Origin of the sequence: Pseudomonas sp. SG20052 (assembly GCF_031766055.1) — a bacterium.
Taxonomy (GTDB): domain Bacteria; phylum Pseudomonadota; class Gammaproteobacteria; order Pseudomonadales; family Pseudomonadaceae; genus Aquipseudomonas; species Aquipseudomonas mandelii.
This window is the reverse complement of sequence record NZ_CP134498.1, coordinates 1,952,962-1,972,033: the sequence shown is the minus strand read 5'-3', so window position 1 is coordinate 1,972,033 and position 19,072 is coordinate 1,952,962. Positions and strand designations below refer to the sequence as shown.

Genomic DNA, 19,072 nt, shown 5'->3' with positions numbered 1-19,072 from the left:
CTACAGGCCTGTCAGTTGATCCCCCCCTCAACTATCTGAGCTAAGGTGCGCGCTTTATTTGAGCGCGTATGGGATTTGATTATGAACTCCGTTTTTATTGTCGACGATCACCCTGTCATCCGTCTTGCCGTCCGAATGTTGCTCGAACATGAGGGTTACAAAGTCGTCGGCGAAACTGATAATGGGGTCGATGCCATGCAGATGGTTCGTGAATGCATGCCAGACCTGGTCATTCTTGACATCAGCATCCCCAAACTGGATGGGCTGGAAGTTCTCTCCCGCTTCAACGCAATGAGTACCCCCCTGAAAACGCTGGTTTTAACAGCCCAGTGCCCGACACTTTTCGGTATTCGCTGCATGCAATCCGGCGCGTCCGGGTATGTATGCAAACAGGAAGACCTTAGTGAACTGGTGAGCGCAATTAAAGCGGTACTATCAGGTTACAACTATTTCCCCAGCCAGGCCTTGAATCCTGTCCGTGCTGACGATGAGCGATATTCCGACCTTGAACTGTTCAAGTCAGTCAATGACAGAGAGCTGATGGTATTGCAACTTTTTGCCCAAGGCCGCACTAACAAGGAAATTGCCAAGGGCATGTTCCTGAGCAACAAGACTGTCAGCACTTACAAAAAACGTCTCATGCAAAAACTCAAGGCCAAATCACTCGTTGAACTCATTGATATGGCAAAACGCAACGCGTTAGTGTGAGAAACAGGATGCCCAGTCGTTTAATGGATTATCTGATACCGCTGGTCGCGGGTTTATGTCTGAGCACCTCAGCGCACGCGGCACCGACGGCGAGCGAGCAGTACACTCTGCTCAGTCGCTCAATGACCGGACACATGGAAGTCCAACTGGATAAATCGCAACAACAATGGCTTAACAATAAGCGTGAACTGATTCTGGGCACCTCTGCCCCCGACTACCCTCCTTTCGACCTGACTATCAGCGGCCGCGACTACGAAGGTTTCACTGCTGATTACGCGGGCATCCTGGGCAAGGCCACCGGCCTGCCAGTCAAGGTCCAGCGCTACGTTTCCCGGGGAGACGCGATCAAAGCCCTGGAAAAAGGCGAGGTCGACATGCTCGGCAGCGCCAATGGTTTTGAAGCCCGCAATGCGGACATCGTGCTGTCCTTGCCCTATGCCGTGGATCAACCGGTTCTGGTGACACGGGAAGGCGAAACCAGATCCCTGAGCGACGGGCTCGCCGGACTGCGCCTGAGCATGGTTTATCACTACTTGCCGCTGGACGAAGTCAAAGCCCTGTACCCGAAAGCGATCATCACTTCCTACCCCTCCTACCAGAATGCAATCAATGCGGTGGCTTTCGACCAGGCCGATGTTTTTCTGGGCGACACCATTTCAACCCATTACATCATCAACAAGGGGTATCTGAACAACATCCGCATGGCCAACTTCGGTAAACACGAGGCCCATGGTTTCAGCTTCGCCGTACACAAGGGCAACCAGGCTCTGCTCGGGATCATCAACGCCATCCTCAAAGGGACCCCTGGCAGCGAGCGAGAAAACATCGCCAAACGCTGGAGTGCGGGCAGTGACATTCTTCTCACCGATCAGAAACTGCAACTCAGCGACCGTGAACAACGCTGGCTGGCGCAACATCCCGTCGTGCGGGTCGTGGTCAACGAAGCGTTGGCCCCGCTGACCTTTTTCGACAGCGACGGTAACTTCCGGGGCGTATCCGCCGACTTGCTCGAACTGATCAGATTGCGCACCGGTTTGCGCTTCGAGATCCATCGCAGCCGTAACGATGACGAGATGATCGAGCAGGTCAACAGCCATCAGGCCGACCTGATTGCCGCCCTGCTCCCCAGCACTCAACGTGAAGCGATGCTGAACTTCAGCCGTCCTTATCTGGAAAACTCCTTTGTCCTGCTCACTCGCAAAGCTGCCGACAGCCCGTCAAATCTGACGCAACTCACGGACAAGCGCCTGGCCATCGCCCAAGGCAATCCTATGGCGGATTACCTGCGCCGCGAGTTCCCGCGAATCCATCTGATCGAAACGCCGGACACCTTCAGCGCCGTGGAATTGCTCGCCGAGGGTCAGGCGCAAGGGACGGTGAGCTCATTAGTGATTGCCAACTATTTCATCTCATCGCGAATCTTCGAGCACGCACTTCAAATCAGCACCACTATCGGTACCCGGCAAGCCGCGTTCTCCCTGGCGACCGGGCGCGACGCCAAAGAGCTGGGTTCGATCCTCGACAAGGCCCTGCTGAGCATCGCGCCGGAAGAGCTGGGCATTATCAACAGCCGCTGGCAAGGCTACTCGTCTGCCTCGCAAAGTACCTGGCGCAACTATCACCGAGTGTTCTATCAGATCGTTCTGGGTGTCGGCGTGCTGCTGCTGATGTCCATGACCTGGAACGCTTACATGCGTCGCCAGATCAATCAGCGCCTGGCCGCCGAGCTCGCCCTGAACGACCAACTCGAGTTCATGGGATCGCTGGTCAACGGCACGCCTCATCCCATCTACGTGCGCGATCGCCAGGGCTTGTTGCAAAGCTGTAACGACAGTTACCTGGAGGTCTTCTGCGCCAAACGCGAAGACGTGATTGGTAAAAACGTCATGCAGGGCAGCTTGAGCAACTCATTTGAAGCCCAGGAATACCAGGCGGATTACCAACGCGTCGTGGCCGAAGGAACTCCGCTGATTCTCGATCGGCCATTGCATATCGGTGGCCGCACACTGACGATTTATCACTGGATACTTCCCTACCGGGACTCCAGCGGTGAAGTACAAGGCATCATTGGCGGCTGGATCGACATCAGCGAACGCCGACAACTGTTCGACGACCTGCGTGCCGCGAAAGAGCGTGCGGATGAAGCCAACCGTGCCAAAAGCACCTTTCTGGCGACCATGAGCCATGAAATCCGCACGCCGATGAACGCCATCATCGGCATGCTCGAACTGACCCTCAAGCGTATCGATCACAGCCACCCGGATCGCCCGGCCATTGACGTGGCCTACCACTCGGCGAAAGACCTGCTGAACCTGATCGGGGACATTCTTGATATTGCGCGAATTGAATCCGGTCGCCTGAGCCTGAGCCCGGAACGCGTCAACCTGAGAGAAACCGTGGCGTCGGTGGTGCGGATTTTCGACGGACTGGCCCGCCAGAAAAATCTGCGCCTGCGGCTGGACTTCAACCCGGCAGAACCACCCTCCGATGTCCTGCTGGACCCAATGCGCTTCAAGCAGGTGCTGTCCAACCTCGTCAGCAACGCCATCAAATTTACCGAACAGGGTCAGGTCCGGATTGTGGTCGAACTGCATCCGACCGACGAACCCGGCCGGGTGCTGTTGCAGTTACAGGTTCAGGACAGTGGGGTCGGGATCAGCGAACAGGACCAACGGCGTTTGTTCGAGCCTTTCGCCCAGGCCGATCATTCCGCGCAGGCAGCCAGAGGCGGCGCAGGGCTTGGTCTGGTGATCAGCCGCAATCTGTGCGAGATGATGGGCGGCAACCTGCAGTTGAGCAGCCAGGCTGGTATCGGCACTCAGGTCAGGATCTCGCTGAACCTTGCAACACTGCCAGCCGAGCGGGTGTCGAAAACCGCTGAACCGTCCCTTCACCCGACCTCGGCTGTGCTGAACGTCCTGGTGGTCGACGACCATCCCGCCAATCGCTTGCTGATGTGTCAGCAACTGGAGTTCCTGGGGCATCGCTACAGCGCCGCACCGGATGGCGAAGCGGGGTTGAAGGCCTGGAAGGACAACGTGTTCGATCTGGTGATCGTCGATTGCAACATGCCGATCATGGATGGATACGAACTGGCTCGCTCCATTCGCCAACATGAACAGCAAACGCAGAGCCGGCCTTGTACCGTGCTGGGCTTCACCGCCAACGCACAACCGGAAGAAATACAACGCTGCAGACAAGCCGGAATGGACGACTGCCTGTTCAAACCCCTGAGCCTGACAGCCTTGAGTCAGTGGGTTGAAGGCGTTGCGCCAACGGTCCGCACCCCGGCCTTCAGTCTTGAAGGGCTGCATCTGCTGACGGGTGGCAGCCCGACACTGGATCGGCGCCTGTTGTCCGAACTGCTGAACAGCAATCGTCTGGATCGGCAAGAGTTGCTGGCGTTGTCCCCCACGGAAGATCGGCAGGCTTTCATCGAGGTGGCCCACAAAATCAAGGGTGCTGCGCGAATCGTCCAGGCTTGCCGATTGATCGACAGCTGCGAGGCGCTGGAAAACGCCTGTCATGACGTGCTCCCCCCTGAAGCAGTCGTCAATTGCACCAAGGCCATGGACCAGGCGATGGTCGAACTGGAGCAGGCATTGGAACAGGCTTTGGAGCAACAGATAGGCCACAACGAGAAAAGCAGAATGATGCAGCCTTAACTATGCTTGGACGCTGAGCAGTGTGTTAAACATCATGGAGAGACCCGCAATGCCCAGCCCACTGCGCCCGGATCAACGCCGGTTTCCGCTGCACATCCATATCAGTGTGATGTTCACCTTTCTGTTATTGCTGACCGGTGCGGTGCTGGGCATTTTCAACTACGGGCAAACCACGCAGATCATTCTTTCCAGCAGTGAAAAGCTCTTCAACCGCATCGAGCAGGATGTTCGCCTGGACCTGCAAGGCACCTACGAGCCGATTCGCCATCTGCTGAGCCTGCTGGCGGACTACCCGGCGACCCGCGCTCCGGATCTGGAGCAACGCCTGGCGTTGCTCCAGCCGTTCAGCCAGTCGCTCAACGACAACCCCAACCTGGCATCGTTGTACCTGGGTTATGGCAACGGTGATTTTTTCATGGTTCGCCCCTTGCGGACGGCATCCCTGAGAACTGAACTGAAAGCCCCCGATTCAGCGGCGTTTCAAGTCTGGAGCATCGAGCACAGTGGCAGCAGTGGTCAGATCCGCTCCCAATCCCTGTTTTTTGATCAATCCCTGACGCTCATCAACCGCCTGGACAACCCCGACGAAACCTTCGATCCCCGCACTCGTGCCTGGTTCTCCAGCGCACGCGGCGACGTGAACCAGATCACCACTGACCCCTACGTTTTTTTCTCCACCCGCAACGTCGGCACAACCTTGGCCCGGCGCAGTGGTGAAAACGCGGTGATGGGGGCCGACCTGACCCTGGCCGAATTGTCGGCCACCCTGGCCAAACACGTGGTGACGCCCCATACCGAAATCGTGCTGTTCGATGCCCAGGGCAATGCCATCGCCTACCCCGACAGCGACAAGCTGATCATCGACGGCCAGACCGCTCGCCTGAACAAGGCTGCCGACCTCAGCCCCGGCCTCGGCGCCCTGCTCTCCAATCCTCCTGCCAACAATCGGCTGGACGCCGCCGGTCGTCAATGGATCGTGGCGCGCAGCAGCATGACGGAGGGCGGTCCCCAGGGACTGCAACTGGCGTTGCTGGTGCCGGAGGACGAATTGCTCGCCGATGCCTACCGCATGCGCTGGCAAGGCGCGCTGATTACTCTGGCGACATTGCTGCTGTGCCTGCCCGTGGGATGGTTGACCTCCAGAGTCCTGGTCAAGCCCCTGCGCACGCTGGTGCAGGAAGCCGATGCGGTGCGCAGTTTCAATTTCGACTTTCCGATCGGCCACAGTTCGCCGGTGCTTGAAATTGACCAACTGAGCGTGTCGATGGCGCGGATGAAGGACACTCTGGGCAGTTTTTTCCAGATCACCGATAGCTTGAGCGCGGAGACCCGCTTTGCGCCGTTGCTGCAGCGGGTGCTGTTTGAAACCGTGAAGATCGGGCAAGCCCAGGCCGGTCTTATTTACCTGCGCGAACGTGACAGCGATCGCATGGAGCCCCAGGGCCTGGTCATCAATGGCACGTCACAAGCATTGCCCTCATTCGGAGTTCAGGGACACGAACTCCAGGATCCGCAGAGTCCTCAGTGGCTTCAGCAGTTGTCGAACGCCGACAATATCGTGACCAATCTGGGTTTCGAACAGGCGGGCGATTTGCAGAAGGTGATGCTCGCGCTGGAATACCCCCGGGTGCACCTGATCGGCATCCGCTTGCACAATCGGCACAACGAAACCGTGGGCCTGCTGATCCTGCTTTTGACCGACAGCGGCACACAAAGCGACCTGGAAAAACTGCGCCCGGACCGCATCGCGTTTCTCCAGGCGGTGTCCGGCGCCGCGGCCGTGAGCATTGAGAGCCAGCGCCTGCAAGCCAAACAGAAACAACTGCTGGACGCCTTCATTCAATTGCTGGCCGGCGCGATCGATGCCAAGAGCCCTTATACCGGAGGCCACTGCCAGCGAGTGCCGGAGCTGACCCTGATGCTCGCCCAGGCGGCGGCCGCCAGTCAGGCCCCGGCCTTCAGCGACTACCAACCCACCGAAGATGAGTGGGAAGCCCTGCACATTGCGGCCTGGCTGCACGACTGCGGGAAGGTCACGACGCCTGAATACGTGGTCGACAAAGCCACCAAGCTTGAGACCCTGAACGACCGCATCCATGAAATCCGCACCCGTTTCGAAGTCCTCAAGCGCGATGCCTGGATCAATTATTGGCAAGCCGTCGCCCTGGGCGGTGACGAGCAGCACCTGGCCGAATTGCGCAATGCCAACCTGGCGGGGCTGGATGATGATTTCGCCTTCGTCGCCCGCTGCAATCTGGGCGCAGAGGCCATGGCCGAAGCCGATCTGCAACGGCTGCGCAGCATTGCCCAGCGCAACTGGACCCGAACCCTGGACGATCGAATCGGTGTGTCCTGGGAAGAAAACCGCCGCCAGGCACGAACCCCGGCACCGACCTTGCCGGTCAGCGAGCCGCTGTTGGCGGACAAGCCCGAGCACCTGTTCGAACGCGCCGAAAGCGAACTGATTCCGGAAGACAATCCCTGGGGTTTCAAGCTCGATGTGCCGCGCTACAAATACAACCGAGGCGAGCTCTACAACCTGAGCATCACCCGAGGCACGCTGACCCGCGAGGAGCGTTACATCATCAACCACCACATGGTGCAGACGATCCTGATGCTCAGCCACTTGCCCTTCCCCGGCCACCTCAACAACGTCGCGGAAATCGCTGGCGGCCACCACGAGAAAATGGACGGCACCGGTTACCCCAAACAGTTGAAGCGCGAAGAAATGAGTCTGCCGGCACGGATGATGGCGATTGCCGATATTTTCGAGGCACTGACCGCCGCCGATCGCCCTTACAAGAAGGCCAAAACCTTGAGCGAAGCGCTGGGCATCATGGCCACCATGTGCCGTGACGCCCATATCGATCCGGAGTTGTTCGGCTTGTTCATCAACGCCGGCATCTATCTGCAATACGCCGACCGATTCCTCGATCCAAGGCAGATCGATGCGGTCGACCCGTCAAGCCTGTTGCTCAAGGCCGGCTTGAGGGTGTGATCAGCAATCGGTCAGACGCAGGAAAATCGCCGCCAGTTGCTCGATACCGGCCTGATCGTCAGCTGTAAACCGCGCCAGACTCGGGCTGTCGAGGTCCAGCACGCCAATCAGGCGACCGTCCTTGACCAGCGGCACGACCAGCTCGCTGTTCGAGGCGCTGTCGCAGGCGATGTGCCCGGGGAACGCGTGAACGTCTTCGACCAACTGGGTCTTCAAGGTCGCCGCCGCCGTCCCGCACACGCCGCGACCGAACGGAATCCGCACACAGGCGATCTGCCCCTGAAACGGGCCAAGCACTAGCTCCTCGTTACGATTGAGATAGAAACCGGCCCAGTTCAAGTCGTCGAGCTGGCTGTACAGGAACGCCGAAAACTGCGCGGCGTTGGCGATAAAGTCACGCTCGTCCGCCAGTAGCGACTCCAGCTGCGCCCATAACATGCCGTAACCGTCCAGGCCTTGGCCGCTCTTCTGTAAATCGATCATGCTTTGTGCTCCAACAGCTTCAGCCCCACCCAATAGCGGGCAAATTGATACGCGCAGCGTCCATTGCGGTTGCCCCGGCCCGTAGCCCAGCGCACGGCGAGGATGTCCAGCTCTTCGTTACGCTGCCACTCAAGGCCGGATTTTCCGGCCAATTGCCCGATCCAGTGCTCGACGACGTCAAGGAAGTGCTCTTGAGTAAACGGATAGAACGACAGCCACAATCCAAAACGGTCCGACAGCGCGATCTTGTCTTCCACCGCCTCGCTGGGATGCAGTTCGCCATCGACCCGTTTCCAGTTTTCGTTATCGCTTTCCTTCTCCGGCACCAGGTGGCGACGGTTAGAGGTGGCGTACAGCAAGACGTTATCCGGCGCCTGTTCGAGCGAGCCGTCGAGCACGCTCTTGAGCACGCGATAGTCGCCTTCACCCGACTCAAACGACAGGTCATCGCAGAACAGCACGAAACGCTGAGGCAGCCTGGCGATCTGCTCGACCACGCGCGGCAGGTCCGCCAGGTGATCGCGCTCGATCTCGATCAACCGCAGGCCGGCCTTGGCGTGCTCGGCCAGCAAGGCGCGAACCAGCGACGATTTGCCAGTGCCGCGCGAACCCCAGAGCAGTGCGTGGTTGGCGGGCATGCCGTCGAGGAACTGCTGGGTATTTCGCCCCAGTTGCTCCACTTGGCGGTCGACACCGATCAAGTCGGACAACCGCGTGTCGAGGCTGACATGCAGCGGCAGCAGAAACCCGCTGCGGCCCTCGCGTTGCCAGCGCGCGGCCAGGCATTGCGTCCAGTCGATGGCTTGCCGAGGAGCAGGCAAGAGCGGTTCGATACGGGCCAGGACAGCATCGGCGCGTTCAAGAAAAGCATTCAATCGGGAATCCACGTCTTCTCCTCGGGCACGTTCACAGTGATGATGGCATTGCAGCGACGCAACGAAGCATTCGGCACCCGGTTCATCCCTTGTTGCACAAGGGCTCGCGAGAACATCGGTATCCATGCATGATCGACTATGCTTGAGCAGCGAAGGGAAACGGAAGTGGTTCAACACCCCATGGATATCAAATTCACCCACCGGCTGTCATACAAGCAAGCCAGGCTAACCGTGCTTGTCGGTTTCATTCTGGGCACGCTGCTCAGTCTGCTGCAAATAGGCATCGATTATGCCAGCGAAGACGCCTCCATCAACCGTGAAATACTGTCTTTACTGGAAATCAGCCATAACCCCGCGTCCCGCATCGCCTACAACATCGACGCCGAACTCTCCCAGGAACTGACCATGGGCCTGTTGCGCTCGCCGGCGATCATCGGTGCGCAATTGACTGACAACAACGGCACCGTCCTGGCCAGCGTCAAACGCCCGACCCTGCAAAGCAATTATCGGATGATCAGCGACTTCCTGTTCGGCGCCAACCGCCAGTTTGAAGACCGCCTCTACCTCGATCACTTGCCGAACGAATCACTCGGCACCTTGCGACTGGAAGTCGATACCTACGCCTTCGGCAGCCGTTTCCTGCGCCGGGCCGAGGTGACGCTGCTCAACGGCTTCGCTCGCAGCCTGATCCTGACCGGCATCCTGTTGGCGCTGTTCTACGTGATGCTGACGAAGCCGCTGGTGCGGGTCATCCGCGAACTCAGCGGGCGCGATCCGCGTAGCGCGGAACCGACCTGGCTGGAATACCCGAGCGGACATAAAAACGATGAAATCGGTGTGCTGGTCAAAGTGGCCAACCAGCAGTTCGAAAACATCGCCACCGAAATCCAGCAGCGGCGCAACGCCGAAAACCGCCTGACCGACTACCTCGGGCAACTGGAAAACATCGTCTCGGCCCGCACCGCGGAGCTCAAGGCGATCAATGCCCGGCTCAGTCAATCGAACCAGGAGCTGGAAGTCGCACGAAGCACCGCCCTCGATATGGCCGAAGCACGTTCGGTGTTTCTCGCCAATATGAGCCATGAAATCCGCACACCGCTCAACGGCCTGCTGGGCATGATCGCGCTCTCGCTGGACGGACCGCTCACTGCCGAACAACAGCAACAGCTGTCCATTGCCCATGACTCGGGCAAAGTGCTGGTGGAACTGCTCAACGATATTCTCGACCTGTCGAAATTCGATGCCGGCCAGCTCGAACTCGAACACATTCCGTTCGACCTCGGGTCGCTGATCGAAGACACCGCCAATCTGCTGTCGCAGAACGCCGCGCCCAGCGTCGAGTTGACCTGCCTGATCGATCCGCACTTTCCGGCGTTGGTGCTGGGGGATCCGACCCGCGTCCGGCAGATCGTCAGCAACCTGTTGTCCAACGCCCTCAAGTTCACCCGTTTCGGTCGGGTGGATGTGCGCCTTTCAACCTTTGAAGATGGCGTCAGAATCGAAGTCTGCGACACCGGTATCGGGATTGCCCAGGATGCTCAGGTCAAAATCTTCCAGCCTTTCACGCAGGCCGGCGCCGGCATAACCCGCCAATTTGGCGGCACCGGGCTGGGCCTGGCGCTGACCTATAACCTCTGCGAAGCGATGCAGGGGCGGCTGACCATCAGCTCGGAAGCGGGTTTCGGCAGCCAGTTCTGCGCCGACCTGCCGTTGCCCTGCCACACCCGGGCCATCGCCCCACAGCCGTTACCGGGCAAGGTCATTGCCGTCACCGCGGCCAACAGCGGCCTGGCGGAACTGCTGAAAAACCTGTTGCCCGGCTGGGGGCTCGACTATCAGCAACGGTCCATCGATGACTCGTTCATCGGCCTCGACCCGGACGTGCTGATCACCGACTGCCCCGAATGCCTGTTTGGCCTGCGCCCGACCCTCGACGCGCCTATCTTGCTGGTGACCGCCTATGGCAGCTTCATGCCCAGTGAAGAAGCCAACGCCCTGGCGCCCCTGCAACAGCAGGCTCGTCCTTTGGCGCGCAATGCGCTTTACCAGACATTGCGCCGGGTGCTGCTGCCCGAAAGCAACCTGATCAACGGTGCCAGGGTCGAAAACCTTACCCCCCAACGACGCGGACGTGTCCTGCTGGTCGAGGACAACCCGGTCAATCAATTGGTGGCCAAGGGCATGCTCGGCAAACTCGGTTGCGAGGTGATCGTCGCCGCTCACGGTGCCGAAGCCCTGGATCAGCTTGAGCACAGCGAATTCGACCTGGTGCTGATGGACTGCAACATGCCGGTGATGGATGGCTATGAAGCCAGCCGACAAATCCGTCGCAGCGGGCGCTGGCCACAACTGCCCATCGTGGCCTTGACTGCCAACGCCATGTCCGAGGAACGCGAACGCTGCCGTGTGGCGGGCATGAGCGATTACCTGGCCAAGCCCTTTCGCCGAGAAGAACTGGCCGCGTTGCTCGACCTGTGGATACCGACTACGACAGCGCTTTGATTTGCCCCAGCAGGTGATCGAGACCGTCGCGCAGATCATGCAGGCGATCCAGATCGACGCCGCTGTCGCACAGCAACCGGGCCTTGAGCGGCCCGACCTGATCACGCAAAGCCTTGCCGGTCGGCGAAAGACTGAGGTGCACTTCTCGCTCATCGCGCGCCGAACGCTGGCGCTGCACCAGTTGCAGTTGCTCAAGGCGCTTGAGCAACGGCGTCAGGGTGCCGGAATCCAGCGCCAGGCGTTCGCCCAGCGCCTTGACCGTCGGCTGCTCCGGCGCCGTTTCCTGCCATTCCCACAACACCAGCATCGCCAGGTATTGCGGATAGGTCAGGCCCAGTTGATCGAGCATCGGCTTGTAGGCGCGGATCACCGCCCGAGAAGCCGCATACAGCTTGAAGCAGAGCTGGCTGTCGAGCTTCAGCGAATCGACGGACAGGGTGTTCATTTGAGCAGGGCTTCGATCTCGCGACTCAGGTCCTGCGGCTTGGTTGCCGGAGCGAAGCGCTTGACCAACTGGCCGTCCTTGCCGATCAGGAACTTGGTGAAGTTCCATTTGATGCCCTGGGAGCCGAGCACGCCCGGTGCACGTTTCTTCAATTGCACAAACAGCGGATGAGCACCGGCACCATTGACGTCAATCTTCTTGAACAGCGGGAAGGTGACACCGAAGTTCAACTCGCAGAACTCGGAAATCGCCCCTTCGTTACCCGGTTCCTGCTTGCCGAACTGATTGCAGGGAAAGCCGAGCACCACCAGGCCTTGATCCTTGTAGGTCTGCCACAATTCTTCGAGGCCTTTGTATTGCGGGGTAAAACCGCACTTGCTGGCGGTGTTGACCACCAGGACGGCTTTGCCGGCGAAATCGGCCAGGGTTTTCTGATCACCTTTGATGGTGGTCACCGGGATGGTCAGCAGGTTGTCGCTCATGGGTTTGGCTCGAATTGACGGAACAAGCCATGAACATAGCGAGCAATTGAATTGTGTGCAATTTAAATGTGCGGGGCGCCGGATATCTTCGGATATCTGTAGGGGCTAAGCCTGCTCGCGAAGGCGTCGGGTCAGTCACCAACTGTGCTGAATGTTGAGACGCCTTCGCGAGCAAGATTCGCTCCTACATGGCTCGCATTACTCGCGCGGTACCAGGTCCAGGCACACCGAATTGATGCAATAACGCAGACCGGTCGGCGGCGGGCCATCCGGGAACACGTGCCCCAGGTGCGCGTCGCATTTGGCGCAAACCACTTCAGTGCGGATCATGCCGTGGCTGACATCACGGATCTCGACCATGGCGCTGTCGCCGATCGGCGCGTAGAAGCTCGGCCAGCCGCAGCCGGAGTCGAATTTGGTTTTGGAGTCGAACAGCGGCTCGTTGCAGCAGATGCAGTGATAGACACCGTCAGTTTTGGTGTCGTTGTATTTGCCGGAGAACGGCCGTTCGGTGCCCTTCAGACGGCAAACGTTGTACTGCTCTGGATCGAGCATCGCCTTCCATTCCTCCAGGGTTTTATCCAACTTTTCCATCGTCACACCTCAGCAGCTGAAAAAGCCCGATCTGTACCTTTTCCACGGATCGGGCGGCACGTATGATTGCGCCTCGTCAAACGCCAGTCTGGCAGCCAGACCACGCGCATTCAAACGGATTTATGGGTGCTGCATCTCAAGGCGTCAGGCCTGTGTGAATACGCAGGATTCCCAGTACGGTAGTTCATACGCCGCCTGGATCGTTCATTTTCGGGAACACATCGCCATGCAGGTCAGCAAATCGAACAAGCTCGCCAACGTCTGCTACGACATTCGCGGCCCAGTGCTCAAGCACGCCAAACGCCTGGAAGAGGAAGGTCATCGCATCCTCAAGCTGAACATCGGCAACCCGGCGCCCTTTGGTTTCGAAGCGCCGGACGAAATCCTCCAGGACGTGATCCGCAACCTGCCGACCGCTCAGGGTTACAGCGACTCCAAAGGCCTGTTCAGCGCGCGCAAGGCTGTCATGCAGTACTACCAGCAAAAGCAGGTGGAAGGTGTCGGCATTGAAGACATCTACCTGGGCAACGGCGTTTCCGAGCTGATCGTGATGTCGTTGCAGGCATTGCTGAACAATGGCGACGAAGTGCTGGTGCCAGCGCCTGACTATCCGCTGTGGACGGCTGCCGTGAGCCTGTCCGGCGGCAACCCGGTGCATTACCTGTGCGACGAGCAGGCCAACTGGTGGCCGGACCTGGCCGACATCAAGGCCAAGATCACCCCGAACACCAAGGCCCTGGTGATCATCAACCCGAACAACCCGACCGGCGCCGTGTATTCGAAAGAAGTGCTGCTGGGCATGCTGGAACTGGCACGCCAGCACAATCTGGTGGTGTTCTCCGACGAGATCTACGACAAGATCCTGTACGACGATGCCGTGCACATCTGCACCGCCTCCCTGGCGCCGGACCTGCTGTGCCTGACCTTCAACGGTCTGTCCAAGTCGTATCGCGTGGCCGGTTTCCGTTCCGGCTGGATCGCCATTTCCGGTCCGAAACACCACGCCCAGAGCTACATCGAAGGCATCGACATGCTGGCCAACATGCGCCTGTGTGCCAACGTGCCGAGTCAGCATGCAATCCAGACCGCTCTCGGCGGTTACCAGAGCATCAATGACCTGGTGTTGCCGCACGGTCGCTTGCTGGAACAGCGCAATCGCACCTGGGAACTGCTTAACGATATTCCGGGCGTGAGTTGCGTGAAGCCAATGGGGGCGTTGTATGCGTTCCCGCGGATCGATCCGAAAGTCTGCCCGATCCACAATGACGAGAAGTTCGTGCTCGACCTGCTGCTCTCCGAAAAACTGCTGGTGGTGCAAGGCACGGCCTTCAACTGGCCTTGGCCGGATCACTTCCGTGTCGTGACCTTGCCACGGGTGGACGAACTGGACATGGCCATTGGCCGGATCGGTAACTTCCTCAAATCCTACCGCCAGTGAACTGAACTTCACCGTGCGACACGTGCATCGGTCGCACGGTGATTAATTCAGCAACATATCTTTGCCCCCTGTCAGCCATCACTGCTCCTGTCACTTACTGAAGCCACGTTTTGGGCCCGCGTCTAACAACGACGGGGCCTGAGAGGCGAATTGGCTGTCAAACACCTCCCGCATCGCCGTCGGAATTGCCCTGCAAGCAGCTAGACTGTTGCTGTAGGACACAGTTTGAAATAGTCACTCGGTTGAATAGCCCGGTGCAGCACCTTATATACCCCGCAGTACGCTACATCTTTAGCATGAGGAGATTTCTACAACCATGATGCGCATCCTGCTGTTTTTGGCCACTAACCTGGCGGTCGTGCTGATTGCCAGCATCACCCTGAGCCTTTTCGGCTTCAACGGGTTCATGGCGGCCAACGGGGTTGATCTCAACCTCAATCAGCTGCTGATTTTCTGTGCGGTCTTTGGTTTCGCCGGTTCCCTGTTCTCGCTGTTCATCTCCAAGTGGATGGCGAAGATGAGCACCAGCACCCAAATCATCAGCCAGCCGCGCACACGTCACGAGCAATGGCTGCTGCAAACCGTCGAGCAACTGTCCCGCGAAGCCGGGATCAAGATGCCCGAAGTCGGGATTTTCCCCGCCTACGAGGCCAACGCGTTCGCCACGGGCTGGAACAAGAACGACGCACTGGTGGCGGTCAGCCAGGGTCTACTCGAACGTTTTTCGCCGGATGAAGTGAAGGCCGTCCTGGCCCACGAGATCGGCCACGTAGCCAATGGCGACATGGTCACCCTGGCGTTGATCCAGGGCGTGGTGAACACCTTTGTGATGTTCTTCGCCCGGATCATCGGCAACTTTGTCGACAAGGTGATCTTCAAGAACGAAGAAGGCCAGGGCATCGCCTACTACATAGCGACGATCTTCGCCGAACTGGTCCTGGGCATTCTGGCCAGCTCCATCGTCATGTGGTTCTCGCGCAAACGTGAGTTCCGTGCCGACGAAGCCGGTGCACGTCTGGCCGGTACCAGCGCAATGATTGGTGCCTTGCAACGCCTTCGTGCCGAACAGGGCCTGCCGGTGCACATGCCGGATACGCTGAATGCCTTTGGCATCAACGGCGGCATCAAACAAGGGTTCGCTCGTATGTTCATGAGCCACCCGCCGCTGGAAGAGCGTATTGACGCGTTGCGTCGTCGGGGCTGATAGCTCTCGCACTACGCCTTAAAAGAAAAGGCCCGCAGTGAATGCGGGCCTTTTTTTGTCTGCTGATTTTTGCGGTGTTCATTCGGGCCCCATCGCGAGCAAGCTTGCGATGGTCCAGTGAAGCCACTACAAATCTATCGGATGGAAACCCGATAAACCCGCTCTTCAAGCCGAGTAACGCCACTTTCGATAAACTTCCAGCTCTCGCCCAATACGTCCTGGTCTTCCAGAATCTTCAGCTCCCAGGTTGCCCCGAACAACCGTTGCACTTCGTCATCGGGCACGGCAAACGGTGGGCCTTCCTTCTGTGCCTGGTCGTAATCCAGAGTAATCAAAAGCCCGAGCGAATCCTTCGGCAGAATCCGCTTCAAATGCTCGGCGTATTGCTCACGCATCGTCGGCGGCAACGCGATCAATGCCGCGCGGTCGTACAGAGCGCTGCAATCGGCGACATCGCCGGCCGTCAACGCGAAGAAGTCGCCGCACCAGACCTCGATTGAACCCGCCCGATAGACCGTGAAAGGCCCCTGGTCGCTGACGTCCGGATCAAATTGATGCTCGTGGAAGAAGTCTTCCACCGCCTTTTCCGACAATTCGATGCCCAACACCTCGTGACCGCATTTCGCCAGCCACAGCAGATCCAGGCTTTTCCCACATAGCGGCACCAGGACGCGCGCGCCCTCCTCCAGGCCCAGCTGCGGCCAGTAACGTTGCAGATATGGATTCACTTCCGGCAGGTGAAAGCCGATCTGATTCGACGTCCACCGCTTGTGCCAAAACTCCGGCTGCATAATTAATCCCGAAAATTCGATCAATAGACCCTAAAACTTATATTAGATTTAGATCAATGATCTGACTGAAGATGCTGCCATCTTACCCCTCAGGAGCTCTTTCATGTTCCCCAGCCTGTACATATCCCATGGCTCGCCCATGTTGGCACTGGAACCGGGTGCCAGCGGGCCCGCCCTCGCTCGCCTGGCCGCCGAAATGCCGAAACCGAAAGCCATCGTGATCGTCTCTGCACACTGGGAAAGTAACGACTTGCTGGTCAGTGGCAATCCCCGGCCTGAAACCTGGCACGATTTCGGCGGCTTCCCGAAAGCACTGTTCGAAGTGCAATACCCGGCACCCGGTAATCCTCAACTGGCTGGCGAGGTGGTCGAGTTACTGCAGGCCGACAACCTGCCGGCACGGATCGATACCAAACGCCCCTTCGACCACGGCGTCTGGGTGCCTTTGTCGTTGATGTATCCGCAGGCCGACATCCCGGTGGTGCAAGTCTCGCTGCCCACCCGTGGCGGCCCTGCCCTGCAAACCCGGGTCGGCCATGCCTTGGCCAGCCTGCGCGAGCACGGCGTGTTGTTGATCGGCTCCGGCAGCATCACCCATAACCTGCGTGAACTGGACTGGCACGCCGGCCCGGAAAGTGTCGAACCGTGGGCCCGGACGTTCCGTGACTGGATGATTGAAAAACTCGCCGCCAACGATGAAGCCGCACTGCACGATTATCGTCAGCAGGCGCCAAACGCAGTGCGCAATCATCCCAGCGATGAGCATTTGCTGCCGTTGTACTTTGCTCGCGGGGCTGGGGGTGAGTTCAGCGTTGCCCATCAAGGGTTCACCATGGGTGCGCTGGGGATGGACATCTACCGTTTTGACTGACAGGTAGACCGAGGCGTCCCCTTCGCGATCGGGCTCGCTCCTACAGGGGATCACAATCCAATGTGGGAGCGAGCCTGCTCGCGATTGGGGCAACTCGATGCCCAGTCCAGGCACAAACAGCAGGCCAAAAAAAATCCCCGAACCAGTCGGGGATTTTTTATGTTCGATCAATCAGCCCGAGAGCGGATCAATCTTCGCGATAGCGACGCAGCTTCAACTGCTTACCGGCAACGCGAGTGTCCTTCAGCTTGGTCAGCAGACGCTCCAGACCATCTTCCGGCAGCTCGACGAGGCTGAAGCTGTCACGCACCTGGATGCGACCGATTGCTTCGCGAGCCAGGCCACCCTCGTTGAGGATAGCGCCCAGCAGGTTCTTGGCAGCGATGCCATCGCGCGCACCCAGCGCGGTACGGCAACGAGCACGACCTTCGGCCAATGGAACCGGAGCACGACGCTCACGATCACCACGGTCCGGACGATCACCGGTGCGCTCTGGACGATCGCCACGCGGTGCGTTGTTCGGCACCAGTGGACGTTCTTTCTCGATCGCGGCCAGGGTCAGCGCCTGAGCGTTGGTTGCCTTGCGCAGCAGAGCAGCGGCCAGTGCACGCGGGGTGCAACCGATGTCGGCAGTCAGGCGATCCAGCAGATCACCGTGGGTCGATTCAGCATCAGCTACCAGTGGCGACAGGCTGTTGGTCAGTTTCTTGATGCGGGCATCGAGAACGGCCTGAGCATCCGGCAGGCGGACTTCGGCAACTTTCTGACCGGTTACACGCTCGATCACTTGCAGCATGCGGCGCTCACGCGGAGTCACCAGCAACAGTGCACGACCTTCGCGACCGGCACGGCCAGTACGGCCGATACGGTGAACGTAGGACTCTGGATCGTACGGCATGTCAACGTTGAAAACGTGAGTGATGCGCGGAACGTCCAGGCCACGAGCAGCAACGTCGGTCGCCACAACGATGTCCAGACGGCCATCCTTGAGGGATTCGATCACGCGCTCACGTTGGTTCTGAGCAATGTCACCGTTCAGCGCAGCGGCTTTGTAGCCTTTGGCTTCCAGGGCACTGGCCAGGTCCAGGGTCGCTTGCTTGGTGCGCACGAACATGATCAGGGCGTCGAAGTCTTCCACTTCCAGCAGGCTCAATACAGCCGAGGTCTTCTGGTCAGCGTGAACCAACAGGTGAGCCTGTTCGATCGCGGTAACGGTCTGAGTCTTGGTCTGGATCTTCACGTGTTGCGGATCGCGCAGATGGCGTTCGGCAATGGCACGGATCGACTGCGGCAGGGTGGCCGAGAACAACACGGTCTGACGGGTTGGCGGCAGAGCCTTGAAGATAACTTCGAGGTCGTCCATGAAACCCAGTTTGAGCATTTCGTCCGCTTCGTCCAGAACCAGGTGGTTCACGGTCGACAGGACTTTTTCGTCACGACGCAGGTGGTCGCACAGACGGCCCGGTGTGGCGACAACGATCTGTGCGCCATTACGGATTGCTTTCAGTTGTGGGCCCATCGGGGCGCCGCCGTAAACGGCCACAACGGTAACGCCCGGCATTTGCTTGGCGTAGGTTTCGAAAGCGGTTGCTACTTGCAGCGCCAACTCACGGGTTGGCGCCAGGATCAGGGCTTGCGGCTCGCGCTTTGCAGGATCGATGCGGTGCAGGATCGGCAGGGCGAACGCGGCGGTTTTACCCGTACCGGTTTGCGCCTGACCAATCATGTCGTGACCGGCCATGATGATCGGGATCGATTGCTGCTGAATAGCCGAAGGCTCTTCGTAGCCAGTCGCGATGACGGCTGCAAGAATGTTCGGATTAAGATTAAAAGCGGCGAAGCCGCCGGTTTCCTGGGTCATGGGTCTGCCTCTAAGTGCATCCGCAAAGACCCATGCTCCAAAGCTGCGCATGCCGTGTAAGACTCAAGAGTCGCCCTGGCTGCTTTGTCGGCGGGGATTTGCGAAAACGAATGAATGAAAAAGATTCGTCAAGGGAGAGTCCGCTGTGCGGACGT

At 59.0% G+C, this 19,072-nt stretch carries 14 protein-coding genes; 7 read left to right on the top strand and 7 right to left on the bottom strand.

All coding sequences use genetic code 11. The features are described 5' to 3' along the window. Positions 1 to 81: 81 nt before the first annotated feature. From RHP74_RS08995 to RHP74_RS08985, 3 genes are read left to right on the top strand one after another with little or no spacing between them, the layout of a single operon-like run. Complete coding sequence (locus RHP74_RS08995) at positions 82 to 708, top strand: response regulator transcription factor (RefSeq protein WP_010461270.1); 627 nt, start codon at positions 82 to 84, stop codon at positions 706 to 708. An 8-nt stretch (positions 709 to 716) separates the two neighbouring features. After that, positions 717 to 4,373: a transporter substrate-binding domain-containing protein gene (locus tag RHP74_RS08990; RefSeq protein WP_311098980.1), complete on the top strand. Its 3,657-nt coding sequence runs from the start codon at positions 717 to 719 to the stop codon at positions 4,371 to 4,373. Positions 4,374 to 4,422: 49 nt separating this feature from the next. Continuing rightward, positions 4,423 to 7,371 carry an HD domain-containing phosphohydrolase gene (locus tag RHP74_RS08985; RefSeq protein WP_311098978.1) on the top strand — a complete coding sequence of 983 codons (2,949 nt, stop codon included), beginning with the start codon at positions 4,423 to 4,425 and terminating at the stop codon, positions 7,369 to 7,371. On the opposite strand, the gene RHP74_RS08980 is transcribed toward RHP74_RS08985, so the two are convergent. Then, positions 7,372 to 7,854, bottom strand: a complete 483-nt coding sequence (locus RHP74_RS08980; RefSeq protein WP_077747912.1) for a GAF domain-containing protein — start codon at positions 7,852 to 7,854, stop codon at positions 7,372 to 7,374. Next, positions 7,851 to 8,741 carry an ATP-binding protein gene (locus RHP74_RS08975; RefSeq protein ID WP_010461274.1) on the bottom strand — a complete coding sequence of 297 codons (891 nt, stop codon included), beginning with the start codon at positions 8,739 to 8,741 and terminating at the stop codon, positions 7,851 to 7,853. The genes RHP74_RS08980 and RHP74_RS08975 overlap by 4 nt, the downstream gene beginning before the upstream one ends. A gap of 168 nt (positions 8,742 to 8,909) precedes the next feature. Here RHP74_RS08975 and RHP74_RS08970 point away from each other — a divergent pair, with 168 nt between their 5' ends. Continuing rightward, on the top strand, positions 8,910 to 11,231 hold the full coding sequence (locus RHP74_RS08970; RefSeq protein WP_077747913.1) for a response regulator: 2,322 nt from the start codon (positions 8,910 to 8,912) through the stop codon (positions 11,229 to 11,231). Here the strand turns inward: RHP74_RS08970 and RHP74_RS08965 are convergent. The 3 genes from RHP74_RS08965 to msrB all read right to left on the bottom strand — a co-directional run bounded on the left by RHP74_RS08965 (position 11,215) and on the right by msrB (position 12,752). Continuing rightward, positions 11,215 to 11,676 carry a MarR family winged helix-turn-helix transcriptional regulator gene (locus RHP74_RS08965; RefSeq protein WP_010461278.1) on the bottom strand — a complete coding sequence of 154 codons (462 nt, stop codon included), beginning with the start codon at positions 11,674 to 11,676 and terminating at the stop codon, positions 11,215 to 11,217. The two genes, RHP74_RS08970 and RHP74_RS08965, sit on opposite strands and share 17 nt — an antisense overlap. Further along, positions 11,673 to 12,158: a glutathione peroxidase gene (locus RHP74_RS08960; protein ID WP_010461280.1), complete on the bottom strand. Its 486-nt coding sequence runs from the start codon at positions 12,156 to 12,158 to the stop codon at positions 11,673 to 11,675. Before RHP74_RS08960 ends, RHP74_RS08965 begins: the two co-directional genes overlap by 4 nt. A gap of 198 nt (positions 12,159 to 12,356) precedes the next feature. Next, a complete protein-coding gene (msrB, locus tag RHP74_RS08955; RefSeq protein ID WP_010461282.1) occupies positions 12,357 to 12,752 on the bottom strand; it encodes a peptide-methionine (R)-S-oxide reductase MsrB in 396 nt (131 codons plus the stop codon). Positions 12,753 to 12,978: 226 nt separating this feature from the next. Between msrB and RHP74_RS08950 the strand changes: the two genes are divergently transcribed. Then, on the top strand, positions 12,979 to 14,190 hold the full coding sequence (locus tag RHP74_RS08950; RefSeq protein WP_010461284.1) for a pyridoxal phosphate-dependent aminotransferase: 1,212 nt from the start codon (positions 12,979 to 12,981) through the stop codon (positions 14,188 to 14,190). A gap of 316 nt (positions 14,191 to 14,506) precedes the next feature. Then, the gene (gene htpX, locus RHP74_RS08945; protein ID WP_010461286.1) at positions 14,507 to 15,394 is read left to right on the top strand and encodes a protease HtpX; all 888 of its coding nucleotides are present in this window, start codon (positions 14,507 to 14,509) and stop codon (positions 15,392 to 15,394) included. 134 nt (positions 15,395 to 15,528) lie between these two features. Here the strand turns inward: htpX and RHP74_RS08940 are convergent, their stop codons facing one another. Beyond that, entirely contained in the window at positions 15,529 to 16,185 is a 657-nt protein-coding gene (locus tag RHP74_RS08940) for a thiopurine S-methyltransferase (protein WP_102593946.1), read from the bottom strand. Positions 16,186 to 16,288: 103 nt separating this feature from the next. Between RHP74_RS08940 and RHP74_RS08935 the strand changes: the two genes are divergently transcribed. After that, on the top strand, positions 16,289 to 17,056 hold the full coding sequence (locus tag RHP74_RS08935) for a class III extradiol ring-cleavage dioxygenase (RefSeq protein ID WP_010461290.1): 768 nt from the start codon (positions 16,289 to 16,291) through the stop codon (positions 17,054 to 17,056). A gap of 187 nt (positions 17,057 to 17,243) precedes the next feature. Here RHP74_RS08935 and RHP74_RS08930 read toward each other — a convergent pair whose 3' ends face one another. Further along, positions 17,244 to 18,917: a DEAD/DEAH box helicase gene (locus tag RHP74_RS08930; protein WP_008146183.1), complete on the bottom strand. Its 1,674-nt coding sequence runs from the start codon at positions 18,915 to 18,917 to the stop codon at positions 17,244 to 17,246. Between the last annotated feature and the right edge of the window lie 155 nt (positions 18,918 to 19,072).